Annotated in this window: 22 protein-coding genes and 1 tRNA gene; 15 read left to right on the forward strand and 8 right to left on the reverse strand. The window is 44.9% G+C overall.

The features are described 5' to 3' along the window. Positions 1-4 precede the first annotated feature (4 nt). From EHO57_RS03510 to EHO57_RS03520, 3 genes are read left to right on the forward strand one after another with little or no spacing between them, the layout of a single operon-like run. The gene (locus tag EHO57_RS03510; protein WP_135642954.1) at positions 5-811 is read left to right on the forward strand and encodes a biotin/lipoyl-containing protein; all 807 of its coding nucleotides are present in this window, start codon (positions 5-7) and stop codon (positions 809-811) included. A gap of 7 nt (positions 812-818) precedes the next feature. Beyond that, positions 819-2072: an ABC transporter permease gene (locus EHO57_RS03515; RefSeq protein ID WP_135642956.1), complete on the forward strand. Its 1254-nt coding sequence runs from the start codon at positions 819-821 to the stop codon at positions 2070-2072. Between the two features lie 48 nt (positions 2073-2120). Then, entirely contained in the window at positions 2121-2828 is a 708-nt protein-coding gene (locus EHO57_RS03520; RefSeq protein WP_135642958.1) for an ABC transporter ATP-binding protein, read from the forward strand. Between the two features lie 10 nt (positions 2829-2838). On the opposite strand, the gene EHO57_RS03525 is transcribed toward EHO57_RS03520, so the two are convergent. Both EHO57_RS03525 and EHO57_RS03530 read right to left on the reverse strand, forming a co-directional pair. Further along, positions 2839-3048, reverse strand: a complete 210-nt coding sequence (locus tag EHO57_RS03525) for a YgaP family membrane protein (protein ID WP_135642960.1) — start codon at positions 3046-3048, stop codon at positions 2839-2841. 154 nt (positions 3049-3202) lie between these two features. After that, positions 3203-5728 carry a cation-translocating P-type ATPase gene (locus EHO57_RS03530; RefSeq protein WP_246050513.1) on the reverse strand — a complete coding sequence of 842 codons (2526 nt, stop codon included), beginning with the start codon at positions 5726-5728 and terminating at the stop codon, positions 3203-3205. 206 nt (positions 5729-5934) lie between these two features. Between EHO57_RS03530 and galE the strand changes: the two genes are divergently transcribed. Beyond that, the gene (galE, locus tag EHO57_RS03535; RefSeq protein ID WP_135642964.1) at positions 5935-6903 is read left to right on the forward strand and encodes a UDP-glucose 4-epimerase GalE; all 969 of its coding nucleotides are present in this window, start codon (positions 5935-5937) and stop codon (positions 6901-6903) included. Between the two features lie 21 nt (positions 6904-6924). On the opposite strand, the gene fbp is transcribed toward galE, so the two are convergent. After that, positions 6925-7944, reverse strand: a complete 1020-nt coding sequence (gene fbp / locus EHO57_RS03540) for a class 1 fructose-bisphosphatase (RefSeq protein ID WP_135642967.1) — start codon at positions 7942-7944, stop codon at positions 6925-6927. Positions 7945-8150: 206 nt separating this feature from the next. On the opposite strand from fbp, the gene EHO57_RS03545 reads away from it, so the two are divergent. The 7 genes from EHO57_RS03545 (at position 8151) to rpoD (ending at position 14132) form a co-directional block, all read left to right on the forward strand. Beyond that, the gene (locus EHO57_RS03545) at positions 8151-8582 is read left to right on the forward strand and encodes a hypothetical protein (RefSeq protein WP_135642968.1); all 432 of its coding nucleotides are present in this window, start codon (positions 8151-8153) and stop codon (positions 8580-8582) included. A 210-nt stretch (positions 8583-8792) separates the two neighbouring features. Beyond that, entirely contained in the window at positions 8793-9008 is a 216-nt protein-coding gene (locus tag EHO57_RS03550) for a hypothetical protein (RefSeq protein WP_135642970.1), read from the forward strand. A 175-nt stretch (positions 9009-9183) separates the two neighbouring features. Further along, positions 9184-9651: a hypothetical protein gene (locus tag EHO57_RS03555; protein WP_135642973.1), complete on the forward strand. Its 468-nt coding sequence runs from the start codon at positions 9184-9186 to the stop codon at positions 9649-9651. 202 nt (positions 9652-9853) lie between these two features. After that, the gene (gene rpsU / locus EHO57_RS03560; RefSeq protein WP_008591132.1) at positions 9854-10063 is read left to right on the forward strand and encodes a 30S ribosomal protein S21; all 210 of its coding nucleotides are present in this window, start codon (positions 9854-9856) and stop codon (positions 10061-10063) included. A gap of 38 nt (positions 10064-10101) precedes the next feature. Further along, complete coding sequence (locus EHO57_RS03565) at positions 10102-10551, forward strand: GatB/YqeY domain-containing protein (RefSeq protein WP_135642975.1); 450 nt, start codon at positions 10102-10104, stop codon at positions 10549-10551. Positions 10552-10563: 12 nt separating this feature from the next. Beyond that, the gene (gene dnaG, locus EHO57_RS03570; protein ID WP_135642977.1) at positions 10564-12354 is read left to right on the forward strand and encodes a DNA primase; all 1791 of its coding nucleotides are present in this window, start codon (positions 10564-10566) and stop codon (positions 12352-12354) included. A gap of 11 nt (positions 12355-12365) precedes the next feature. Further along, positions 12366-14132 carry an RNA polymerase sigma factor RpoD gene (gene rpoD, locus EHO57_RS03575; RefSeq protein ID WP_135642979.1) on the forward strand — a complete coding sequence of 589 codons (1767 nt, stop codon included), beginning with the start codon at positions 12366-12368 and terminating at the stop codon, positions 14130-14132. Positions 14133-14218: 86 nt separating this feature from the next. On the opposite strand, the gene EHO57_RS03580 is transcribed toward rpoD, so the two are convergent. Next, complete coding sequence (locus EHO57_RS03580) at positions 14219-15826, reverse strand: glycerol-3-phosphate dehydrogenase/oxidase (RefSeq protein WP_135642982.1); 1608 nt, start codon at positions 15824-15826, stop codon at positions 14219-14221. Between the two features lie 62 nt (positions 15827-15888). On the opposite strand from EHO57_RS03580, the gene tyrS reads away from it, so the two are divergent. Both tyrS and EHO57_RS03590 read left to right on the forward strand, forming a co-directional pair. After that, positions 15889-17106 (forward strand): tyrosine--tRNA ligase, encoded by a 1218-nt coding sequence (tyrS, locus tag EHO57_RS03585; protein WP_135642984.1) that lies wholly within the window; start codon positions 15889-15891, stop codon positions 17104-17106. A gap of 14 nt (positions 17107-17120) precedes the next feature. Next, a complete protein-coding gene (locus EHO57_RS03590) occupies positions 17121-18320 on the forward strand; it encodes a polysaccharide deacetylase family protein (RefSeq protein WP_135642986.1) in 1200 nt (399 codons plus the stop codon). Between the two features lie 150 nt (positions 18321-18470). On the opposite strand, the gene EHO57_RS03595 is transcribed toward EHO57_RS03590, so the two are convergent. The 4 genes from EHO57_RS03595 to EHO57_RS03610 all read right to left on the reverse strand — a co-directional run bounded on the left by EHO57_RS03595 (position 18471) and on the right by EHO57_RS03610 (position 23201). Then, positions 18471-21806 carry an efflux RND transporter permease subunit gene (locus tag EHO57_RS03595; RefSeq protein WP_135642988.1) on the reverse strand — a complete coding sequence of 1112 codons (3336 nt, stop codon included), beginning with the start codon at positions 21804-21806 and terminating at the stop codon, positions 18471-18473. A gap of 41 nt (positions 21807-21847) precedes the next feature. Further along, a complete protein-coding gene (gene def / locus EHO57_RS03600) occupies positions 21848-22384 on the reverse strand; it encodes a peptide deformylase (RefSeq protein WP_135642990.1) in 537 nt (178 codons plus the stop codon). Position 22385: 1 nt separating this feature from the next. After that, complete coding sequence (locus EHO57_RS03605; RefSeq protein WP_135642992.1) at positions 22386-23072, reverse strand: hypothetical protein; 687 nt, start codon at positions 23070-23072, stop codon at positions 22386-22388. Between the two features lie 56 nt (positions 23073-23128). Continuing rightward, positions 23129-23201 (reverse strand) — tRNA-Ala (locus tag EHO57_RS03610). Between the two features lie 60 nt (positions 23202-23261). Between EHO57_RS03610 and EHO57_RS03615 the strand changes: the two genes are divergently transcribed. Together EHO57_RS03615 and EHO57_RS03620 are read left to right on the forward strand one after the other, a co-directional pair. Beyond that, positions 23262-23567: a hypothetical protein gene (locus tag EHO57_RS03615; RefSeq protein WP_135642994.1), complete on the forward strand. Its 306-nt coding sequence runs from the start codon at positions 23262-23264 to the stop codon at positions 23565-23567. 10 nt (positions 23568-23577) lie between these two features. After that, on the forward strand, positions 23578-26346 hold the full coding sequence (locus EHO57_RS03620; protein WP_135642996.1) for a SpoIIE family protein phosphatase: 2769 nt from the start codon (positions 23578-23580) through the stop codon (positions 26344-26346). Positions 26347-26356: the final 10 nt, after the last annotated feature.

The following is a 26356-nucleotide window of genomic DNA, read 5'->3' on the forward strand; positions in this document are numbered from 1 at the left end:
TTCGATGAGCAAAATACTCGCCTTTCTTAAATTAATCCAAACATCCCAACGAAAAAGGATCATTGCCGCAGCCTTCCTCCTACTTCTAATATTTACGCTTCTATTCTTATGGCTGAAAGAAAGGAAAGAAGAGATCCATCCGAAATCTGGTCCGATTGTCGAATTGGTATATTCCTTGGGAACTGTCAAATCCGACAGGGTCTACCATCTGAAGTTAGGCGTAACATCATCTATCCGTAAGCTTTTTGTAAAAGAAGGGGAGGTCGTTAGCGAAGGACAACAACTCCTGTACGCCGATACCGGAACACTCTTCAAGGCTCCTTTTTCTGGGACAGTCACCACACTTCCATACCAGGAGGGAGAAGTTGTGATGCCTGGTACTCCCATCCTTACCATCATGGATCTGAAGAAGACATATATCCTTCTCTCCTTGGACCAGGATTCCATGCTCAGGATACGTCCTGGACAAAAGGCGGAACTAAGCTTCGAAACGATCCGGGGGAATAAACTGACAGGTAAGGTCCATAGAGTCTATCCTTCAGATGGTCAGTTCTATGTCATGATCGATGTGGATGCGATGCCGGAGGGTGTCCTTCCAGAAATGACGGCTGACGTTGCTGTCGAGGTCGCCAGAAAAGAAAAGGCACTTCTGATTCCTGTGAAAGCAGTGGAGAAAGGAAGGATCCATATTAAGAGAGACGGACATTCTATTTGGGTAGATGCAAAGGTAGGAGCCGTGGACGGAGAATGGTGTGAAGTATTAGAGGACTCTATTCTACCTACTGACACCATACTATTGGCAAGAGAGTAGATCATACATGTTCTTTCTAGCCATTCGCCAACTCATCAGTCGACCTCAGCAAACCTTTCTGACTTTCTTCGGAATATTGCTTGGAACCGCAGGTTACGTCGTATTCTCAGGAATGATGTTAGGGTTCCAAGAATACATTACAGATCAACTTGTGAACAATGACGCGCAGATCAGGATCTCTCCAAGGGACGAAGTACTGAAGGAAGAAAGCTTCAAAGGAGTATTCTTCCCGGATTCTACGGTGCATTGGATCAAGCCTCCTTCGGGAAAGACGGATTCGACACAACTAACGAATGTGAACGGTTGGTTTTTGAAATTGGAACAGGATGAGAGGGTAGAAGCGTATGCTCCTCAACTGAACCGGCAGTTGATCTTTAAATACGGAAAGCAGACCTTACCCGGAAAATTATATGGAATCGATCCTACTCGGCAATTGCGTGTAACAACCATCGGGAATTACGTGGAAAAAGGAAATCTAAGAGACCTAGACCGAGGAGGAGATGTAATCTTCGTCGGAGCCGGATTGTTGGAAAAATTAGGAGCCGAATCGGGAGATACGATCCAAGTCGTTTCCACAAATGGAACAGTATCGAATGTAAAAGTAGCGGGAGTGATCCGAGTAGGAAATCGATTGATCGATGAAAGTTCGGTTTACGCATCATTAAGGACTGTGCAAAGAATTACGCAAGCAAACGGGATCATTTCGGAAATCGTAATCCGCCTGAAAGATGTCTCTCAAGCCGCTGAGGTCGCCACCGAATGGTCTTTCTTTACTAAAGATAAGGTCCAAAGTTGGGACCAGGCTTACGAAAGCATTCTTTCCGTGTTTAAGACCCAGAATATTGTTAGAGATACTACTACCTTTACGATCATCCTAGTTGTAGCATTCGGGATCTATAATGTACTAAATATGGTGGTAAATCATAAAAAAAGGGAGATTGCCATACTAAGATCTATTGGCTTCGACGAGAATGATACGATCCGGTTATTCATTATCCAAGGTCTATTGTTAGGATTTGTCGGTGCAATCCTGGGATTACTCGTGGGAGCGGCGGCTTGCTATGCGTTAGACGGATATCCGATCGGTGGGACATCCAAAAGCGGTCCGGCAATGATGAACGTAATGAAGATATCTTGGAATTACCAGATCTATCTGAACGCTTTCCTTTTATCCGTAGTTACGAGCGGGATAGCCGCCTATATACCTGCGAGAGCGGCATCTAAACTCTCTCCCGTTGAGATCATACGCGGTAGCGCCTGAAGAAACCGCGTTTATAAACGAATCTGATCCTTGTTTTCGGAGAATATAATGCAATCTAAAGAGAATATCATACTTAGCTGTAGATCCTTAACGAAATCCTTTGGAGAACCTCCCACTTTGGCGGTCAAGGACGTGGATATCGATCTCAAGAAAGGGGAATTTGTTTCTTTGACCGGAAGATCCGGATCAGGAAAGTCCACTTTACTCTATATGTTGAGTGGGTTAGACCAACCCAGCTCAGGTCATGTCTATCTGGAAAACAAAGACATCTTCGCTATGGAAAGTAAAGAGACTCATATATTTCGGAATCGGAATATAGGTTTTGTATTCCAATTCCATTATCTTCTCCCTGAATTAACGACTTTGGAGAATGTGCTCATGCCGGCAAGGAAGATGAACGAGGAAGGTACTCGAAAGGATTTTGCCCGTACTCTACTCAGGGATTTTGGTTTAGAGCACTGTAAGGATAAATATCCTTCTCAAATGTCCGGAGGAGAACAACAAAGGGCAGCGATCGCAAGATCCTTGATCATGAATCCTAGCTTGATCTTTGCAGATGAGCCTACCGGGAATCTGGACACTTCGAACGGCGACAAGGCGATGGCGATCTTCCAAAAAACCAATCGGGAAAACGGGACGACTATCTTATTCGTGACCCATGATCCCGATTATGCTTCTCTTGCTGAACGAAAGATCAATATGGTCGATGGCATGATCGAATCTGACCAAATCCAAAGCCATAGTAAAAAGAAGTAATATTCAGCTCCTATTTTTTGTGCGCGTGAAAGCGAGTGTTAATTCCAAACACAGAGTAGATCGGACACCAGCCGATAATACCGGTAACTAAGGGAATACAACCTATTGCGAAGAGAGGTATTTTATACCATTCGTTGGTAAAAAATGCCCATGCAATCAAACCGGTCCCCAATAAGACCCGGACTGCGCGATCGAAAAAGCCTGAATTGATGAATTTCATTGTGAATCTCCTATATTTAGGATCGATCATAAAAACAAAAAGGTCAATCAGCAATGCATCTGAAAGCGATGCGAGCGCAGTGATTTTTGTCAAAATAAAACGGCGAGAGTCTTGTCGTCGCAATATCTTATTTCTGTATGAAAATTTCCTCGTTCTATACGTTGTTCGAAACAGGTATCTTTCCAAAGAACCCGGAAAATATTCCGGAAAGCCAAGCTATGAATAATGCATACCAACTCACTTGTGCAAATCCAAACATATGAATGGAAAGATCAAAAGTGAATATTATGATCAATAGGGAAGTGGAAAGTGTAGGGATGAGATAGATTTTCCAGTCCAGTCTTCTAAAAATAGAGAACCTTTCCTTTCCGCTAGAGAGATTTCCGAACATGGAGCCGAAATTAGAGGCCACTATAAATACGAATCCGTAGGAACGGATATCGGTCTCGGGTAAATTTCTTCCCTTTGCCCAAAAGTAGAATAGGAGCAAAACAGAAAGACAAATCGTGCCCTGGGCGATCGACACTAGAAAGTCCCGATTACTCAATAGCTTAGATCCGGACTTCCGTGGAGGAGCAAGAGCCATTCTCTCTTCCATCGGTAAGGATTCGAAGATCAATGTACAGGATGGGTCGATGATCAATTCCAAGAGAAGGACATGTATTGGAAAGAAGAAGATCTCATCTCCAGTAATCGCAGGTAATATAGACATTCCTATTATGGGGATATGAACGACTACGATGTACGATATGCTTTTCTTTATATTCTCATAGATGCGCCTTCCCAACATCACGGAGTATACGATTGCGGAGAAGTTATCGTCCAGTAATACAAGATCGGATGCTTCTCTTGCCACATCTGTTCCTCTTTTTCCCATAGAGACACCTATATGAGCCGCTTGCAATGCGAGTCCGTCATTCACTCCGTCACCCGTCATCGCAACGATCTCTCCTTTCTTTTGAAAGGCTTGTACGATCTTTAATTTTTGATCGGGTCTGATCCGGGAAAAGATCCCTACAGTTTCAATCTTTCTTAGGAATTCTTCTTCCTCCATGGATTCGATCTCGTCCCCGGTAATGCAGTCCAAGAATGAAAGGCCTATCTTGGACGCAACCGCCTTTGCCGTCCCCTGATAATCTCCGGTGATCAAGACTACACGAATTCCTGCGGACTTACATTGAGCAACAGAAGACGGGACGGAATCCCGGATTGGATCCTCCAGCAAGAGCAAACCTAAAAAATCGAAATCTAGATCGTGTTGATTTTCCGGAAGAATGGATCTGGAAAATTCCGACTTTGCTACTGCGATCGTTCGGTAACCTTGGGAAGAATATTGATCCACAGCTTCTTTCCACCGAGCGGTTTCTGGTTCAGAGAAATGGCAAAGATCGAATATTGCCTCGGGTGCTCCTTTCGCTCCTATCACGTATTTTTCATGATCTTGAGAAGACCAGGCATACGAGAGCGCGAGTAACTTAGGAGTCAATGGATACTCCCTTTTTAAATCCCAATCGTCGTGCAAATGTTCGGTAGTATTTAAAAGCTCGAAACCGGTTTCCTTGATTGCACGTTCCATCGGATCGAACGGGTCCTTTCTAGAGGCAAGGATCGCAAATTCCAATAATTCATGATATTCCTCCGGAAAGGATTGCTGTGAAAAATCGAATATGGATCCCATCTCTTTCGAGATCAATCCCCGCAATTTCATATTGTTCTCGGTAAGCGTACCTGTCTTATCTACGCAGAGGATCGTTGCCGCCCCTAAAGTTTCTATAGAATTCAGGTTTTTGGTAAGAACGCCTACCTTCGAAATTCTCCATGCACCCAAGGAAAAGAATACGCTCATCACGACTGGGATCTCTTCCGGTAGAGCTGCCATCAAGAAAGTAAGGCCTGCCAATATGGATCTTAGAAATTCCCTAGAATGAAAGAATAAGCCTAAGAAAATGAATGCCGAAAGTACTAAGGCACCTAAGAACAGGATAGAAGTGAACTGCCTTGCCTCTCTTTGCAATGGACTCTCCGATTCTGAGATAAGATCCAATTTCGTCCCGATAGAACCAAGCCAAGAAGAAGCTCCTGTGGCGGTGACTTGAAAGATCCCTTCTCCGGAAAGGACGATCGAACCTGAATATACTTTTCCAGAGTCCTCTAGATCCTTTTCGGCCATTTCCGATTCCGATCTTGATTTTAGTACGGGAACCGATTCGCCGGTAAGTTGTGATTCATCAATGTAAAGATTCAACGCTTCCAGTACGGAACCATCTGCGGGGACAAAATTCCCTTCTGCGATTAGAACGATATCTCCCGGGACGATCTTCGTAGAGTTGATCCGGTTCCATTTTCCATCCCGATATACTTTTGAAGTACTAGGAGCCAAGTCTTTCAGTGACTCGATCGCTTTTCGGGATTTGTTCATCTGTAAGATGGTTAGAAATATAACCGCAATTACTGCGAAAGAAAGTGTAAGTGCCTCTTCAAGGTCTCCGAGCACAGCATAAATAAGGCCGCAGAAGAGGAGTAAAAGAAGCATAGGCTCCTTCAAAACTGAAATCACAGTTTTCCAAAGCGATCCACTTTCGGAAGCTGTTTCATTTGGCCCGAATTGCTTCAGTAAATCCTCAGCTTCTTTTGAACTTAAACCTTGGTAAGAGGGATTTGGCTTCAATTGGAACTCCACGGCCTTCGTATATTTTGCACGTCAATCACCTCGACTATTCGAGGGGATTCTTTATTTTTATAAAGGTCTTTTTCGATGAATAAAACACAAAATGGCCAAGTAAACTTGATTTTACTCATCGCTTGGTAGTTTAGAGAATACAGATATCGGAACTTGAAATTCCTTTTTACAATTTCATGTACGGATAGAAAAAGGTAAAAATCCCTATGAAGAAAATCCTAATCACCGGAGGAGCCGGATACATCGGCTCTCACATGAATAAATATCTGCACAAAGAAGGTGTAGATACCGTCGTTTTCGACAATCTATCCAACGGGCATAAGAAAGCGGTAAAATGGGGGACCTTTGTCCAAGGAGATCTTCTGAATAAGGAAGATCTAGAAAAGGTATTTCAGGAAAACGAGATAGAAGCGGTGATCCATTTCGCAGCATTCGCTTATGTAGGTGAGTCCGTTCTCGATCCGCAAAAATATTATATCAACAATCTAGTAGGCACCATCAATCTTTTGGAGGCGATGCTTCGCCACAAAGTAAGGAATTTCATCTTCTCCTCTACCTGCGCTACCTACGGTGCGGTTACTCAAGTCCCGATCGTGGAAACAAATCCGCAAAGCCCGATCAATCCGTACGGTTGGTCCAAGTTAATGATCGAAAGGGTTTTAGAGGATTATTCCAAGGCCTACGGTCTCAAGTATGTTGCCTTGCGATATTTCAATGCTTCCGGTTCCGACCTAGATATTGGAGAAGAGCATGATCCGGAGACTCATCTACTTCCGATCGTGATCGAGAATGCGTTAGGCAAGAGGGACCAACTGGTCGTCAACGGGGATGATTATAATACAAAGGATGGTACCGCGGTCAGGGACTACATTCATGTAATGGATTTGGCTCAGGCACATTATCTCGGATTGAAATATCTGCAAAACGGTGGGAATTCCGACGTTTTTAATTTAGGGATCGGGACCGGTTTCAGCGTTCTGGAGATCATCCAAACTGTCGAAAAGATCTCAGGCAAGAAATTGCAATATAAGATAGGCCCAAGAAGAGAAGGGGACCCAGCCATTCTGATCGCAGATAATGCAAAAGCGAAAAAGATCCTAGGCTGGGATCCTAAGTTTGCAAATATAGAGACAATCGTCTCCAGCGCCTGGGAGTTCCATAAGTCCCAAGGTTAATTCGAATTTTTGAATATAGACTTACTTAACGAAAGTGAGAAAATGCTCCACTTCTTTCTTGGAACCTACAACGAAAGTAGTTCTTTCATGCAACTCTTCCGGTTGCAGATCCAGAATACGTTTTCCTTCTACAGTAACAGCCATTCCTCCGGCTTGCTCTGCGATGAGAGCCATAGGAGCCACTTCGTATAGGAGTCTAAGTTTACCTTTCGGATATTTAGAGGACTTTGTATCGTTGGGATAAAGAAAGATCCCTCCTTTCAATAGGTTCCTATGGAAATCCGCTACGAGGGAACCAATATATCTAAGAGATTGAGGCTTTCTTCCGCCTTCGATAGATTTGATATTCTTAATATAGTTCTTTACTTCATCGGACCAGTAGTCGTAGTTCCCTTCGTTGATGGAATAGATCCCTCCAGACTCAGGCATTTTCATTTCAGGATGGGAAAGAATGAATTCCCCACAAGAAGGATCCAGAGTAAAACCGGAGACTCCCTTTCCCACACAAAGCACTAACATAGTAGAAGAGCCGTACACGATATAACCTGCCGCTCTTTGCTTAGCACCTTTTTGCAAAAGGTCTTCTTTGGTTCCTGGAGTTCCCTGAGGAGTGATCCGTAAATGAACGGAGAAGATCGTTCCGATAGAAACGTTAGCATCAATATTGGAAGATCCGTCCAACGGATCGATTGCGATGGTGTATTTTCCGATCTTATAACCGTTCGGGATCGCGATAATCTCTTCTTGCTCCTCGCTTCCCATGGCACAAAGGTGACCGCATCGGGTGAGAGTATGAGTGAAGATCTTATCAGCGTATTCGTCCAGCTTCATTACAGTCTCGCCTTGGACGTTTGTTTGGTCTGTGGATCCCAGAATATTTTCCAAGAGACCTGCTTTTCGGACTTCTCTAGAAACGATCTTGGCAGCGTATACCAAGTGACTCATTAGCGCGGTAAAATCTCCCGTTGCTTGAGGAAGTTTGAGTTGTTCCTCGATCAGATATTGAGAAAGACTCATTAATTGTGTGGGATGCGCGCTCACGATGGTTCTCCTGGATTCATTTAACTGCTTACCGGATAGAAAATCCAGCCTAGCCCGCCTGACAAGCGGGATTTCTGGCTCAAGCCTCTAGGGAGTATAATGAGAATCCTCATAAAGGCCAGGCATTTCCCTTCCTCGAAAAGAAATCGATGCGTTGAAAAAGCCTGGAATTTTGAAAAGAAGAAGTCGATATTCAAACCAAGAACATGGAAAGCACGGATCAAAAGCCAAGAATTCCGGACGTATTCGAAGAATTCACCAACCAATTCCTAAGAGATGTGAAAAACTCTCTGAGCACTGAAATGGTACTGACCCATTTCTATTTTCAGGATCTTTCTCAGTATTTTCGGTTATTGGGAGAGCAGAAATCGGGAGAGATCCTAGAGGAACTGAAATCGGTGATCCAAGCCCACCTTCGTCCTTATGATAAGCTTTACGTTTTGAATTCCAGATCCTTCTTAACTTTTTGTCCGGATTGTAGATTGGATATAGTCAAGAGCCGTTTCGATGAGGTGATCTTTCAAGTAAACCATCTCATCATTGATTATGAGATCCGTTTCTTAGAATTGACGGAGACATTGGATTCCTTCCAGCCTGTGTACGAAAAACTCCTGAAACCCTTACCGGAAACTCTCTAAATAGATCTAAAATTGATCCGCATCGAAAGGAAAGCATATCGTTGCGACCAAACATATGAAGTACTAAACCTTTGTGTGGTACATCATCTCTTCTTTTGAAATGAGCTTTGCTCCTTCGGATCATCTTCCAAAAAATACAGGAAGTATCAAAAAAACTCTCTCTCGAAAATGAACGTTTGTACCGTAAATTGAACCGTACGGGAGGGAAAGATGAAGGACAGGGCAGAGCATTTTAAGAATACCTTGGAGCGTTATATCAACTACAGAGGGATCGACATCATTCTTACTCTGAAAGACGGTACAGTGATCGAGCTAGACAAGAACAGAAGAATGGACGGCGACGTTGTCATTAAGAACGGTGATTTCGGTATAGAAGCTACAATAGAGATCGCTCAAATCCAGAAGGCCGATTTCTTCGCGGCTTAATTCCATTTTTTTCTTAATATTCTAATATAAAATATCCATTAGGATCCTTTCGGATCCTAGTTTCCTTCCTCTCAAAACCATTCCAAAACTCTGTTTTAGTTCTTGCTGGGCTCTTATTTTTAGAGTACAATTTTTCCCCGCAATGGAAGGGACTTAGGTTCCGCAGGGGGAATTCATGGAAACAATAGGTTTGATCCTGCTCGCTGGTCTCATTGGGACGGTTTGTATGTCCATCTCAATGTGGTCTATCCACTACGCAGGTTCTGTGAACGCGGATATGATCCGTGCGATCGGAAGCTTCTTCACCAAGGATATGAATAAGGCCCTGGTTCCGGGAATTATCACTCATATTGTCTTTGGGATCATGTTTGCCTTTCCTTACGCATTGATTATCAATCTTGCTCCCCATGTGTTGATCGCATATATCGTTACTGGCGGAGCCCTTGGGTTCTTCCACGGCTATTTGGTTGGCTTCGTTTTGGTGGCCTTGGTAGCACAAAGACACCCTTTGGAACAATTCAGAGAGGCAGGGATCAGCGTTGCCGCCGCCCATGTTTTTGGACATTTGATCTATGGGGTCGGAGTCGGGGTGGTTTTAGGCCTGGCAGGATTTAATTTCAGATTGGTCCTGGGGATGAACTAGATTATGTCTAAATTTCGTCTTTTACAACCTGAAATCTGGCCAAATGGCATTGACTTCCGGAGTGGTCAACAGAAATTAGTAAATACGGGGTACTTTGTCCCCAGACTCCGGACCATTGGTATGTCCATTTTGGTCGGTAACCGGTTTTGCCGCTACCGTTTATCCGGTCCTTAAAGAATCCAACAGGGAGGAATTCCACCGAATGGTAGGAATCATTGTAAAGGAAGGCGAGTCCATCGAATCCGCTCTCAAACGTTTCAAGAGAGATTGTGCAAACGCTGGAATCATGAGCGAGATCAAAAGACGCGAATTCTATGAGAAGCCAAGCATCAAAAAGAAAAAGGCTCTCGAATCCGCAAAACGCAAACTAGAAAAGAAAAAACGCCTCTTCTCTCGTAAAGACCGCGGTTAATCCGCGGTTCTCCGAGCGAGGATAGCAAGAGAGCGGGCATGTCCCTCCAAATTAAAATCAATACCGACCTAAAAGAGGCGATGAAGTCTAAGACGGAACCTCTTCTTTCCACTCTACGCCTATTGAAGGCAGATATCCAGTATGAGCTAACCAAGAATGGCGCTCAGGAATTGAGTGACGAGCAGGTCATTGTACTCATTAAACGCGGATATGCAAAACGTACCGACGCCATTGAAATGTATGAAAAGGCGAATCGTACCGATCTAGCGGATCAAGAAAAGAGAGAAGCGGAAGTACTGAAAAGCTATCTTCCTCCCGATGTTCCGGAAGAACAGATCCGCGCCGCAGTAGAAAAGATTGTCCAGGAACTCAACGCGTCAGGCCCCAAAGACATAGGAAAGGTCATGGGAAAAGTCATGGCGGAGTTCAAAGGGGCAAATATAGACGGATCAAAGGTTTCTGCGATCGTAAAATCAAAACTTTCCTAAGCGGGCAAAGCGTTGCAGTTCCAAAGGGAATTTATCGAGCGTATTCGTAGGGAAGTTCCTATCGAATCTTATATCAGCCGATTCGTACCCTTGCAAAAGAAAGGGAGAAATATGGTAGGCCTTTGCCCCTTCCATCAGGAAAAATCTCCATCTTTTAACGTTTCCACTGATAAGCAATTCTATCATTGTTTCGGCTGCAAGGCCTCGGGAGACATCTTCCAGTTCGTGATGAGCTATGAGAAGGTAGACTTTCAGAGAGCCAAAGAAGTACTCTCCGAATATTCGGGCATCCCGATCATTGAGAAGGGAAGAGAAGAGATCGAAAGAACGGAACTTCTCTACAGAGTAAATAGAAAAGCTCTACACTTCTTCCAAGAAAATCTAAGAGGGCCACAGGGACTTGCAGCGAGAGAATATCTAACATCCCGCGGTTTGGGAGAAGAGATCCAAAAATCCTTTCAGTTGGGATTTGCTCCTGCCGGATTCCAGAATCTGACTCCTAAGGTTTTTTCTTCCAGAGAAGAAGTGAAGGCCGCACTCGAAGTAGGTCTGATCCGTGAATCAGACAAAGGAAAAGAGCCTTACGATTTCTTTAGAGAAAGGATCATGTTCCCGGTATTCGATCTCTCCGGAAGGGTGATCGCATTCTCCGGCAGGATAGTCGGTCCCGGAAAAGAAGCTAAGTATGTGAACAGTCCGGCTTCTTCCATATTCGATAAGGGAAGGACTTTTTATCATCTGCATCAATCCAAGGAATTTATCCAAAAATCCAGAACCGCAATTTTAGTGGAGGGATATTTGGATGTGATCGGTCTCGTAGATAAGGGGATCGAGAACACTGTGGCCTGTATGGGAACTGCGGTAACAGAAAATCATATTCGTACCATTAAGAAATTCACCGATCGATTTCTTTTGGTATTAGACGGGGACACTGCAGGAAGGAAAGGCGCCCTTCACGCGGCAGAACTCTGTCTAAAAGAAGGACTGGATTGTTTTGTGGTACTCCTTCCGGAAGGAAAGGATCCCTTCGATCTGTCCAAGGAATTAAACCGCCAGGAATTGCATAAACTACTAGACCAATCCATTCCTGCTTCCTCCTTCGTGGTCGAAGAGCTTTTGGAAAAAGCGGATTCCAGGGCCTTGCCGGAAAAAAAGAGAAAGGCTCTCAATAATCTATACCAGTTCTTGAAAGGGTTCACTCGGGACTCCGATAGAGAATTTTTCCTAAGTCTGGGAGCCCGCCAATTGGGCATTAGTATGGATTCGGTTTTGCGGGATTATAAAGGCGGGGGAGCCAAGTTTGCCCCTTCCGGGTCCGATAATACTAAGGAAAGATCGTTAAAGAGATCTTCGGGTCCAAATCCGGCGGAAAACTGTGAACGCAAGATCATCGCACTTTTGGTACGAATAAACTCTCTTTTTCACTTTTCCGAGGAATTATCCGCCTTGGAATTCTTGGATCCTAAAAGCGCATTTTTATGGGACTTTTTATATACAAGATACGCGAGCGAGGAGGAAATATCTCCCGCGTCGATTCTTTCCTCCGAAATACCGGGGGAATTTAAGGAAGCGATCGCTCCCTTCCTTTTGGAAGAAACGGAAATGGCTCCGGAAGAAGGAGCAAAGGTTTTTCGAGGTTTGCTGAAACAACAGAGAGTCTTCGTCGTAGACGAAAGAATGAGAGAATTGGATTCGGACTCTTCTTTAGAGCAAATGGAAAAGCTTACGAAACTGGCATATTACAAGACCGAAAAGGCGAAATTGTTAGAGAACATTCGCAATGAGAATTCGGGCGTAAAATAGGGGACCGCAGAATGGAAAATCTACAAAGCATGCCGGAAGTGCAGAAGATCATCGCAATAGGAAAAGCGAATAGCGAAATTTCCTATGACGAGATCAACGAGATACTCCCGGATAAGATCTTAAACTCAGAGAAGATTGACGATGTCTTCACTCTTCTTCACGAGATGGGAATCGAGATCGTAGAAGAATATACAAGAAAATCCTTGGAACCGGCTACTTCTATCCTGCCTAAGGATGATCCTGCTCTTCCCGTAAAACCCGCTCGCAAAAAGAAGGAGACTGCTTCCTCTGCAGGCGGTTCGGAAGATCCGATCCGTTTGTATTTGAAAGAGATCGGAAAAGTAAATTTGATCTCCGGAGAAACGGAAGTATTTCTAGCTAAGAAGATCGAGAAGGGAGAGAAGATCATAGAAGAAACGATCTTAGGTTCTTCTATTCTTAGAGCAAACTTCATCAAGCTTCTGCCCAAGATCCGCAGTAAGAAAACGAAAGTATACGATCTGGTCCGAGTGGACAAGATGTATGCGATGAATGCCGAAGAGGCGAAGAAATTAGAAGAACTGTTCTTCAAGAATATCTCCGTCATCCAAGAACAGGAAAAAGTATTACAAGAAGCTCAATCCAGGATCCGTAAGTATTCCGAAAACTCTAAGAAATACAAAGAGTTCAAGGAGAAGATAGACGTATCCAAAGGGATCATCGATACAGCTGTTCGCGAATTGGGAGTTTCCCAAAAGGAGATCCAGAAGATCTCTCAAAAGATCAAGTCCATGGTCTTTAGGATCAAGGAGATCGATCGTCATTTCTTAAAGATCAAGGCTCAGTACGGATACGACGTAAAAGATATCAAGGCATTCAACCGATTCATCGAGAAGAATGAGAAGTTAGAAGATATCGAAAAGATGATGGGAGTCTCTATAGACGAGGTTCGTGAGGTCATCAAGGATATCCGCAACAACGAACGTAAACTCCGTCGCATGGAACAGGAAGCAGGTTCTTCCGTCCAAGAGATCAAGGACTGGGGCGAAAAGATCATCAAAGGCGAAAGAGAGATCGCCCAAGCCAAGAAAGAACTCGTGAAAGCGAACCTTCGTCTTGTGGTTTCCATTGCAAAACGTTACGCGAACCGAGGAATGCATTTCTTTGACCTGATCCAAGAAGGAAATATCGGTCTCATCAAGGCAGTGGATAAGTTCGAGTACAAGAAAGGGTATAAGTTCTCCACCTATGCGACTTGGTGGATCCGCCAGGCAATCACCCGCGCGATCTCAGACCAAGCGAGAACGATCCGAGTTCCGGTTCACATGATCGAGCAGGTGAACAAGGTGATCCGTGAGACCCGTTTGTTCGTTCAGGAATTCGGACGTGATCCTTCCAACGAAGAGATAGCGGAACGTTTGGGCTGGCCTGTTCAGAAGGTAAAAGCAGTTAAGAACGTAGCAAGAGAGCCAATCTCTCTCGAGATCCCTGTGGGCTCCGAAGAAGATTCGGAACTCGGGGACTTTATCGAGGACAAGGATGTGGAATCTCCGGTCAATTCTGCTGCTTCCAGTATTCTCGCAGAACAGATCCGTCAGGTACTTCATACTCTTCCTGCAAGAGAGCAGAAAGTCATTCGCATGCGTTTCGGTCTGGACGACGGTTATCCTCAAACCTTGGAAGAGGTTGGATACCAGTTCAAGGTGACCAGAGAAAGGATACGTCAGATCGAAGCAAAAGCTCTTCGAAGACTAAGACACCCGTCTCGCTCCAAGAAACTAAGAGATTATATAGATTAAGCTTTCTTAAAGTTTGGTCTTAAAAAAGCCGCTCCGATACAAGGCGTCTGTCCTATCGACGACCCAGGATCCGAGCGGCTTTTCTTTTATTTTCCGTTATAGGTGGCTTTTAGGGAATCGATTAGAGAGAGTGCTTCCGCCTCTTTTTCTTTTCGGAACGATTCCTTCCAACCTAGGGATTTTGCGAGAATAGTGGAAATGGGAGAGGCGAGTTTCGCAGCCAATTTCAAATCCAAGAACTGGATCCGGAAACGTCTTGCGAGAACATCCGTTACACTCAGGGCAAATTCCTCTTTTACAAACCATTCCACTTCTTCTTTGAAATACTCTAGTCCTTTGGCAAGTGGGGTCGGGGATTTGCCCAGTACAAGAAAGACTTCTCCTCCGTAGTAGTTTTGGAGTCGTTTTGCTCCTTCTTCTCCTACCTTGTACATCTTTTGGATCTCTTGGTACAAGTTCTCTGAGTATCCGATTTTTCCTGGGAACACGTGGTTCGCAGTTCTGGAGGCTCCATAATTCTCAAGCCCTCCTTCTACCAGTACGCGATCAATCAGATCTTCCGCCATCTTTCTGTAGGTGGACCATTTTCCCCCTCCCATGGTGACTAGGCCAGAAGGGGAGACCAGAATTACTTCTTCTCTAGAAATGTTCTTGGTGTCTTGGTTTCCTTCCGGGGAGATAAGAGGACGGATGCCTGCGAAAACGGAAAGAATATCCTTCTTTTGAAGCGGCTTTGCCAGATAATCCGAACCAGTTTGCAGCAGAAAGTCCACTTCGGATTCTAAAGGCATTGGATCTTCTGTAACTTCGTGAATGGGTGTATCTGTGGTCCCAAGTACTACATGATCCTCCCAAGGAATGAGAAAGACGACTCTTCCGTCTTTTGTCTTAGGAATAATGAGCGCGGTATTACAAGGAATGGTCTCCTTCTTAAATACAAGATGGATCCCTTGACTAGGAGAAAGCACTCTATAGGTTCTTGGATCGTCTTTGAGTCTGATTTCGTCCACCCAAGGCCCGGTTGTATTTACTACTACCTTGGCTTTTACTGTCGCAGTCTCTCCGGTGATCAGATCCTTGATCTTTCCGCCAACGATCTTTCCGTCCTTCTTTTCAAAGGATACGAGTTCGGTCCTACTGAGTACTAAGGCTCCTTCTTGAGAGGCAGATCTAGCTAGGTTCACATTCAGTCTTGCATCATTGAATTGAGAATCGTAATATAGAATTCCCCCATTGAGCCCTTTAGATTGAAGGGCAGGAAAATCCTTCAGCACTTCCTCTTTAGAAACTCTTTTATGACCGGGAAGTTTTCCCCTCCATGCAAGAATATCGTACATAGTCATTCCGATGCTATAGTAAGGTTTCTCGTAGATCTTATAGGTGGGAAGAATGAAGGGAAGCGGCTTTACTAAATGAGGAGCGTTCTCTAAAAGTCTCTGTCTTTCCGTAAGCGCTTCGTGGATCAATTTAAAATGGAATTGAGCGAGATAACGCACTCCACCATGGATCAGTTTGGTAGAGCGGGAAGAAGTACCGGAAGCGAAATCCGATTTTTCTAAAAGGGCGACCTTCAGTCCTCTCAGGCTGGCATCTAAAGCGGCGCCGGCTCCCGTGGCACCTCCGCCTAGGATGAGGATATCGAAGTTCTCTTCTTTGAGTTTTTGGAATCGGCTTTTGCGATCGTGTTTTTGCATATCTAGGGTCTTCCTGCTTTACACGCTGATTTCGGTAGGTGAAATTGCAATAAAAGAGCCAAATGGAACCTAAAAAACAAATCGAACTCATTCGACGTGGGACCGTCGACCTAATCAGCGAAGAGGAACTTACCTCCAAACTTACAAAAAAGAAATCATTAAAGATCAAGGCCGGCTTCGATCCTACGGCTCCGGACTTGCATTTGGGCCATTTCGTCCTACTTCGAAAACTCCGTCATTTTCAGGAACTGGGTCATGAGGTGAATTTCCTGTTGGGGGATTTCACTGCGATGATCGGAGATCCTACAGGAAAATCCGAAACTCGCAAACGCCTCTCCAAGGAGGAGGTGCTCCAGAATTCGGAGACATATCAAAACCAGGTCTTTCGGGTTTTGGATAAGGAAAAAACCAAGATCGTCTACAATTCCGCCTGGTGCGGGGGAATGAAATTCGAGGATGTTCTGGTGCTTACTTCCAAATACAGTGTAGCCCAACTTTTAGAAAGGGACGATTTCAGTAGGCGTTATAAGAGCGGCCAGTCCATTTCCCTTATTGAATTCCTCTATCCTTTGGTGCAAGGTTATGACTCTGTCGAAATGGAAGCCGACGTGGAGATCGGCGGTACCGATCAAAAATTCAATCTTCTGGTAGGTAGAGAGTTACAAAGGGAATACGGAAAAGAAGCACAATGCGTTCTAACTTTGCCTCTCCTTGTTGGACTGGACGGCGTAAAGAAAATGTCCAAGTCCTTGGGCAATTACGTAGGGATCACAGAAGAACCCATAGATATGTTCGGAAAACTCATGTCTATTTCCGACGAACTCATGTGGAATTATTTCGAATTGCTTACAGATCTCCCTATGGACGCCGTTTCCGAGAGAAAGAAAGGGATCCAGTCCGGGGGATTGCACCCGAAAGAAGTTAAAACAGAACTTGCAAAATTAATAATGGACCAATTCTCTTCCTCGGACGCAAATGCTCAGGCAATAGAAGAATGGAATAAGGTGCATAATCCTAAGGCTCGGGCCATTCCGGAGAATGTTCCGGCCACTTCTCTCGGACCCGAATTTTTCGAGGAAAGCGAAACCCCTCAGCTGAGCTGGGTCCTCGCCAAACTGGGATTTGTTCCTTCTGTTTCCGAGGCGAGACGGATCATCAAGTCCGGCGGGATTTATGTCGACGAAGAGAAACTCACGGACGAAAAATTTACCGTTAGCAAGAATGCAGAATACTTGATCCGCCAAGGTAAAAAAGGAAAATTCATTCGTCTGGTTAGTTAAAGTAAGATCCCAAGATGCTTAGTGAAGAAGAATCCTCAGTTCTATCCAAAACAATCCGAGAGATCCAGGACGTAGAGATCGAATCAGAAGTCCTGGAGAGGAAGTTCCGTCAGATCCGAATCGGAACCTCTCTCGTATTCTTTTTGATCTTGACCTTGACCACGGTCTTTGCCTTGGCTCGTCGTTTGGATTCCCTCCAAAATACCGTAGAAAAACAGAGCCAGGTGATCACCGGTCTTTCCGAGGATATCACAAGCCTTAGATTGGAAGAGCAACAGAGAGAAGAGGAAGTGCTTCGTTTCAAATCTTCTCTTCTGGACGACGTTCCGGAAGGAGATATGACGGAAGAGATTAATAAGAATCTAGCCTCTTTGCAACAGATCATTCCGAAGCCGGGGATCGGTAAGAATATCAGTCGAGGAAACCAGGACTTTAAGGAAATCGCTCTTACCTTCGACCTGGGAACCGGAGAGGACTTACAGATCCTTTACGATTTCATGATGCGTTTCCCGATCAAGGTGACCTTGTTCGTTTCCAACGAGAATCCTGCTAAGAAGGGAGGATCTCTCTTCTCCAAGACCAATTTGCTTTACTTAAAGAAACTAGCAAATCTACAGGGAAGAGTAGTGTTCGGAAATCATACTTGGAGTCATTTCAATCTTCCCCGCAGTTTAAAGGAACCGTCTTTAAGAAAGAGAGCTCTCTTAAGCTATGTATCCGACGAGATCCCCGATTTCAATGCTCTCTTAGAGGAACTCACTTCGGTAGAGGAAAAATACAAAACGATCACGGGAGATACTTTAACGAAGTATTATAGACTTCCATATGGTGCAGTGGACCAGATCATTTTGGACGTATATGCGACCCAAGGATACGAGAACCATATTTTTTGGAGTAATAATACGGTTGGATCTTTGGATGTTCCGGATTTCGTTTATAAGAAGTACATTACGAAGAAGGATCCGATTACCGGAAAAACAAAGCTCATCCAAAATCCTCATTATAAGAACAAGGAAGAGATGCTGGACTTTCTGTATCGTTGGGAGGCTGCAGACAAGAACGGGATGAACGGAGCGATCATCCTGATGCACCTTGGTTCCCCTAGACAATCCGAAAAACTCATCTATATCCTTCCGGACTTTATCCAAGCCATGCTGAACAAAGGATACAAATTCGTGACCGTTCCGGAAATCCTGAACGACAAGCAGGATTGAAGCCCATCCTGCTCCTCTCTAGAACATCTCTAGCAAATTGTTAAGTGTAGTCCCTTTAGAGCCTAAAGAATAAAGATCTACCCTTCGGTTCAAAATGGGTTCTCTTTGAGACCGATCTTTTCAGAATCCCAAAGAGAACTTCGAAAGAAGCTATTTCTTCTTTTTGCCGGATGGTGTAGTCGTATAGTTCTGCGGCTCGAAGTAATGGAGAGCAGTACTGGCAACCTTTTGTCTTTTACCGAAGATCTGCTCTATTTTTTTAGAGAACCAGGTTTGGTATCTGTATAGATGCAGATAGAATACCGGAACCATGATGAGAGTGATCAAGCTGGCAAATGCAAGTCCCCAACCGAAGGCAAGAGCCATTGGGACTAAGAACGGATCGAAGCCCCCGATCCCGTAAGCCGTAGGCAATAAACCTAAAACAGTGGTTACTGTGGTCAAAATCACCGCTCTCAATCGCAAATTCCCAGTTTCTAATAGAACATCCAGGATGTCCTTATTCGGATTTTCTCTTCGGAGAGTATTTGCAAAATCCACGAGAACGATGGAATCGTTTACGACAACTCCTGCGAGTCCCACAATTCCTAAAAATGCCAAGAACCCGAAGTATTCTCCATGGGAAACGAATGCCAGGATCACTCCGATAAAGGAGAAAGGAATGGCACTCACCACTACTACAGGTTGCAATAAGGAACCGAATAGGGAAGCGAGAATAATATAGATGATAATGAAAGCCGCTCCGAAAGCGATCCCCAAAGATGCAAAGGACTCGTCGGTGTCCTTATTCTCTCCACCGAATCGGACCGTATAGCCCGGATACTTATCCAAGATCTTTCTTTCATCCGCAAGCTTTTTGGCCTGCGCATTAGCTAGCCTAGGATTCGTGCTCTTTCCTGTTAAGTTAGCCGAAACAGTGACAAGCCTCTTGCTATCCAAGTGATTGATATTGGAAACCCCGGGATTCTTTTGCATGGTCACCAAGCGAGAGACAGGGATCATCTTGCCCGCAATATTCGAAACGAATACGTGGTTTAGATTCTCTACAGAAGTACGATAGGATTCCGGAAAGCGGACCTTGACTTCTACCTCTTCGTCCGTGCGCTTGATCTTGGTAGCAACCGTTCCTTGGAATGCGGTATTGATCGCTTGTGCCACGCGGAATACGGAAACTCCGGCTGTAGAGGCGAGGGATTCGCTGACTCGGATCCTCACCTCATCCTTTCCCTCGTTAAAATCGTCGGCGATATCGGCGACTCCATCTACTTTTCCTAGGATTTCCTTGTACTCGGCAGCGATCTTCAGAAGTGTATCGTAACTATCCCCGCGGATCTCGATTGCGACCGGTTTTCCAACGGGAGGTCCTCCGGAGATCTTTTCGTATTCTAAGGACAAAAGCTTTCCTCTCAAAGATGCGAATTCCTCAGGAATAACCACCGGATCATGTCCGGCGCATTCGTCCTTTTGGCCTTCTGCTTCTTTTAAGATCTTTTCTTCTTCTTGTTTGCGAGAAGTCTCATTCAATAACCATAATGTTCTTTTTCTAAGTCTCTTGATAATATCGTCGGTCTTATGGCATTTCTTCCTGTTCTCTTCGGCAGTCAAATAAGCCATTACCATTCCGAAATGCTTTCCTCGTTTTGTGAACGGATCGTTCGGATTGGCCTGGATGATCCCGACCCTGGTAGCATAATTCTCCAGATCTTCCTTAGGGATCTGGGAGATCTCTTGCTCTAAGACTTTCAGGTAACGATAGGTTTCCGGAAGACTGGATCCCGTCTTTGCTGATATTTTTACGTAAAACTGATCCACAGATCCCGGAAAGAGTTTGAATCTGGGATAGCCTGCAAGGATCACAAAGCTTGCGATCAAAAGCCCAAAGACTCCCCAGCTCATAAGCCAAGGATGTTTGAGAGCGTATTTAAGGACCGGAATGTACTTTGTATTCCTGAATCTGGCAAACCAACCCGATTCGCCTTTGATCTCTCCCGTTTTCACGTTCCGTTTATTGATATCATAGAGGTGATTCGGAAGAATGAAGAATGCCTCCGAAAGAGAAGCACAAAGTGCAATGATCACGACTAATGGAATACTAAATACGAATTTCCCGAAGATCCCGGACATGAAGAGCATAGGAGCGAATGCGGCAATTGTAGTAGTCACCGTCGCTGTCACGGGAGAGACGACTTCCAGGGTTCCTTTCAGAGTGGCTTCGTAAGGAGGAAGCCCTTCTTCTATATAGCGGTATACGTTCTCGCAGATAATGATTGCGTCATCCACCAAGATCCCGACTACAAGCACTAGCCCGAACATGGAGATCAGGTTCAACGTGAGTCCGAACTGGTTCATCAAAATGAAGGTTGCGCCGAAGGAAACCGGGATCCCAAGCGCAGTCATAAGGGCTACTCTCCACCCTAAAAAGAAGAATAGGGAAGCGGTGACTAGTATCATTCCGAAAGTCGCATTCGAGATAAGTACATTTAACCTTCTTCTAATATACTTAGAGAGATCGTTTACGAATGCGTATTCGAATTCGGGATTGCTTTCTCCGAATTTTCGGACGGTTTCCTTAACCTCGTCCACCACCTTAATGGCATCCGAACTTTGACGTTTCAGAACGGTGAGCGCGATCGTCTTCTTGCCGTTCACATTCTCCACATAGTCGGCTTCTCGTAAGCCCTCTGTAACCCTGGCTATATCATGAATACGGATCGCATTTCCGATCTCATTTCCTCTCACGTGGACCTTAGAGATCTCGTCCGGAGTATCGAATTCTCCGATGGTCCTGAGAATTACCTCTTTCTCCAGACCTACTATATTCCCACCAGGAACGTTTACGTTACGATTCTTTAATGCATTGATTACGTCCTGCCCGGTTAGATAGAGTCCGTTCAGGCTACCAGGTAGGATATCCACCTGCATCTCGGTTTCTCTCCAACCTCTGCGTGCCACTTTTGCGACCCCGGAAATATCCAATAAGGCCTGCTCAACGATCTTGGCCTGCTGGCGTAGTCTCTTCTCCGCCTCGACCGATCCGTCATCCTTCTTTAGAGTAACGGAAACTTCTATCACTGGAGTGCGGGCAGTGGTGATCTCCGTAACGATAGGATCTTCCGCTTCTTCCGGTAGGTCTTCCACTCTATCGATAGCGGACTTGATATCATCCACGACCTTTTGCGTATTCTTAGTATCCGGATCCAAAGTGATCACGATACCGGATCTTCCCTCGATAGAAGCGGATCTGTATTCCTTGATCCCGTCCACTTCCTTGATCGCTTTTTCCAGCGGGTTCGTGACAAGCTTCTCTACCTCTTGGGGAGAAGCTCCCAAATACAAAGTGGAAACCGAAACTATATCGAAGTTAATATTCGGAAAGGCTTCCCGATTCATTCGGACTGCTGCCAGCCCGCCGAAGAAAATGATCAAAAAGGTGAGAAGATTCACGAAGATAGTCTTCGAGAGAAAATATTCTAGGATGGTTTTCATAGGACTTCTTTGGCTTACGGTTTTAGATTAGGAAGAAGGACTTAGTCCAGGATCGGACCGCTAAATTCCATGGAATCATTGAAGCCGAACATCTTGGTGCTTTTCAAACGATCCACGTACAATACTCCGTTCAAATGATCGCATTCGTGCTGATAGACAACAGCTTGGTAGCCCTCGATGACCTCGTCATGGTTACCTCCCTTCTCGTCCATCCACTTCATTCGGATCTTGTTCGGTCTTTCCACATAGCCCCTCATTCCTGGAACGGAAAGACAACCTTCCCAATTTCCATCCACAGACTCTGTGATCGGAGTGATCTCCGGATTGAGCAGGATCCTTTCGGGAACCTGAGAGCTTGCGGGTGCCTCATCGTCCGGTTCGGAACCAACTACTACGATCTTTTTCAGGATCCCGATCTGAGGAGCGGCTAGTCCTACACCTTCCGCATGTCTCATCGTATCAAACATATCGCGGATCAGTTTCTTGAACTCTTTTGTACCCAATTCGTCCGGACTTACGAGTTCGCTCGTTTTTCTCAGAAGAGGATCACCGATTTTTAGGATTTTGCGCACTGACATTTTAGAACCTAGTCCTAGTGCCATTTTTTACCGGTTTTTGCCCACCAGATTTCAAAAAGGATTCTAACATTTTAGCTAATATTTGCGAGCTAGGTTCCGAAAAATTCGAGTTTAAGGTCTCCCAGCGATATACGGAAGTAGAAATGGAAAGATTTTGCAGAAAGGACGCCTGGGATTCCAGGGGTCCGACCGTCCTTGGCAATAGGATCCCCATGGGGCAAGGAACTGTTCCGGAATACAAATCTTCCTTCTCAAGGCCGTTCCATACTTTTTCCAGGCCAAACGGATCCAAGAAGAAGCGGGGGATCTGTGTAAGATTCCTAAGGAACCAGTCGGCCTTTTCCAATAGGGGAATGGCATAACCGGAAACAGGCATCGGATTCGGGAAAATTAGAAAAATGGAACTCACTTTATCGGGATTTTCGAAAGCAAAAGGAAGTGCGATCCTAGCGGAGAATCCTTCGGCGATCAGGATCAGCTTCTTCTTTCGAGTGGAAAGGAACTGATAGATCTCCGTCGGCGCAAATCCCGAAAATTTCTCAGGAGACTCTGCAACAGTAAGGTAATATTCGGAAGAAAGTTCCGGAGAAAAAGACCGGTTGAAAGAATGCAAAGGGTCCCGGAGCCAAAGTACTTCGTCTCGTTTCGGATTTCCTCGGCTTGTAAAAGTCCAGCGATTGTCTTGCATAAGTCTTGACAGTGTTCACGAAAGGAAACTATCTATTAGGTTGCCTGGAGGGTGGTTGGAGACGAGGGGAATCGAACCCCCGACCTTTTGAATGCCATTCAAACGCTCTCCCAACTGAGCTACGTCCCCGCGATTCCAAGTTGGTTTTTCAGGGACCACTGTCAATAGATAATTCATAGGAGCAATCGAATGAGCGATTCCGTCGAGGAACTACAGAAAAAGATAAAAATCCAGAACGATATTATCAAAGGTTATGAGAAAGTTCTGAGATTGAATGAACAAGAATTAGAAAATGCGGATGAGATCATTCGTATGTATGAAACTATCATACAATATTCCGGACAAGAATTAAAGAACGTAAAAGAAGCATTCGACGCAACCTCCATTGTAACTAACTTATCCAGAGACGAGTTGATCACCGCAATGAGCAAGATCAAAGATCTAGAACTCGCAAACAAAAAATTAAGGGAACAATCCCTCAAGTTCCAAGCCTAATTTTCCTACCTTGACTCAGCCTAAAAAAAAGGAGACATTGCTTAGAAGTCGACCCGACGGCTCCCTCTTCTTGGAGGAGGGTCTCGGAGTCTCCGCGATCTTTGACAGCTTCTTACGAGAGTCCATGGCTCTCACCCGAGCGGAAGTCGGGGGTATCTTTGCAAGAACTGAGTCGGGGCAGATCCGACAAATTTCCGGAAAGAATGAAAAGGATCTGATAGAAGCATCTCACTGGGCATTCTCCGATTCCGGCAAAGACCTTTTATTAGAAAAAGGTAAAACTCCCCCCTGGGGCAAGCACGCCAGCAAATATCCTATTCTTGTCTGCAAACTCAAAGCGGAAGATGTGGATAATACTCTCAAAAAGAACCAGTCCAGTTACGCAATCCTTGTTCTTCTCGGAAAGACTACCGCGGATCGATTTGCTAAGACTGACTTCGAATTGCTCCGTACCACTTGCAAAACCGTAGGAAGACTTCTCAAGGAGTCCCATGTCTCAGGTGATGCGTCTCTTGTGACACTCTCCTTACTTGCTACGACTCAATTGGTTTTGGAAGCGGCTCAGGCAAAGAGACAATCTGAGCGTTTCGATTTTCTACTTACCGAGGTCATTCGGGTTTCGGGACTCATCAATTCTTCTCTGGATCTTTCTCAGCTTTTAGAAGCGATCATGCTTTCGTCCAAGACAGTGTTTCGGACAGAAGCATGCAGTGTACTTCTTCTGGACGAGACGAAAGAGAATCTTTACTTTCATACTGTTTTGGGGGAAAAGAGCGAAGCAGTCTCCAAGATGAAGGTCCCGGTCGGCAAAGGGGTCGCCGGTTTAGTCGTTCGGGAAAGAAAGCCCATCATTATCAACGACGCTCAAAACGACGATCGTGTCTATAAGGAAGTGGACAAGGCTTCTCAGTTCACTACCAGAAACATCATGGCTGCACCTCTCGTTGCAAACGACGAGGTGATCGGCGTTATCGAAGCAATCAATACCGTTGATAGAGAAACATTCACTGGCGAAGACCTAGAGCTATTCTTGAGCTTTTCCGGAACCTCAGCACTTGCGATCCAAAAAACGGGACTTCTCCAAAACTTGGAAAATGCAAACAGGGATCTCCGAAAAAAAGTCTCGGAACTACAGTCCTTATTCGAACTTTCCCAAGCAGTTAGTCAATCCAGCAATCGCTTGAGCCTTGTCAGAAGATCCATCCGAATGATCATCCGAGAGTTGGATGCGACTGTCGCCGGTATCTTCTTATATAGCCTTAGTAAAGAAGATCATGTAAACTGCGCATACTTTGATGGGAATCGAGAAAAGATCGATCGAGTCCTAGAATCCGAAATGGAAGGAACCCAAATCCTATCCAGCATCAAAGAAGGATTGCCTGTTTTAAAAAGAGACATCCTAAACCAACCATTCCCCAAGGAGTTGGATCGAAGGTTCTTGAAAGGGTCCTATATTATCGTTCCCTTATTCTTATCCAGTGGGGAAGCATACGGTGCCGTGACAGTAGGAGATAGAAAGGATAAACTTTCCTACCAGGATTCTGATTTTAGGCTCTTGCAGACCATGGCTTCTCAGTTCACAAAAGGATTCGAGGCATTCCGTTTACGTAACGAGATGTTGGAGAAGAAGGCGATCCAACAGGAGATGGAGATCACTCGAAAGATCCAACAGAACATTCTTCCTTCGGAGAAGTCCTTCCATTCTAATTTCGATCTGGGAATTCTTTCTGCTCCTGCCAAGGATGTTTCGGGAGACTTTTACGATTACTACCAGTACAGCGACGGACAGTATTCGTTTTTGATCGCAGACGTTTCCGGTAAAAGCCTACCTGCAGCACTTTTCATGGCGATGAGTTCTTCTATCATTCGTACTCTAGCTCGAAACCATGATCTAACTCCGGAAGAGATCCTTCGACAAGGAAATGAACTCATCTTCGAGGACTCTCATTTTGGGATGTTCGTAACCGCATTCTTCATTCACTATAATCCTTCTCTCTTTACGATCGAGTATGCATCCGCTGGTCATAACGACCAGGTCTGGATCAAGGAAGATGGCTCTTATGAATTGCTCAAAGGACAAGGTCCTCCTTTAGGTGTGATCCCAACTGCAAAGTACAAGGGCGGGAATTTCCGAGTCAAACCGGGAGATATCTTCGTTCTATACACGGACGGCGCAGTGGAGGAGAAGGATCCACAAGGTAATGAGTTCGGATTGGAAAGGATGATCGAAGAGATCCGAGCGAGAAGGCATCTTCCTGCAAAGAAAATCGTAGAAGAATTGTACCATACAGTGAGAGAGTTCTCGTCTGGAAAAGAGCCTTTCGACGATTTTACGGTCCTTCTTCTGAAGTACAACGACGATTTTCAATTTTTTAGGACCTTTGATGCCAGTACGGCTCAAATCCCCATTTTCAGAGAGTTTATTTACGATACGATCAAGGTAAGGAATCTACCGGATTTCCTAAGAGATGATATACTTTTGGCCTGCGACGAGGCTGCGACCAATATTGTAATGCACGGTTATAGGGATACTCTGCTCAGAAATCCGAAATTCGATTGTAAAATTCGGTTCACGGAAGATTCTATCACGATCGTATTAACGGATTCCGGAAGGGGATTCGATAGAAGGACCGTCAAAGAGCCTTCCATAGAGGAAAATCTCACCGGAAAGAGAAAGGGCGGCTTCGGCGTATATCTGATAGAGACGTTAATGGACGTTGTGGATTATAAGATCGAGGAGGGAAGGAATCTTCTTACCCTCCAAAAATACTTTCGTTAAGCGACTGAGG

Source organism: Leptospira langatensis, assembly GCF_004770615.1.
GTDB classification, from domain to species: Bacteria; Spirochaetota; Leptospiria; order Leptospirales; family Leptospiraceae; genus Leptospira_B; species Leptospira_B langatensis.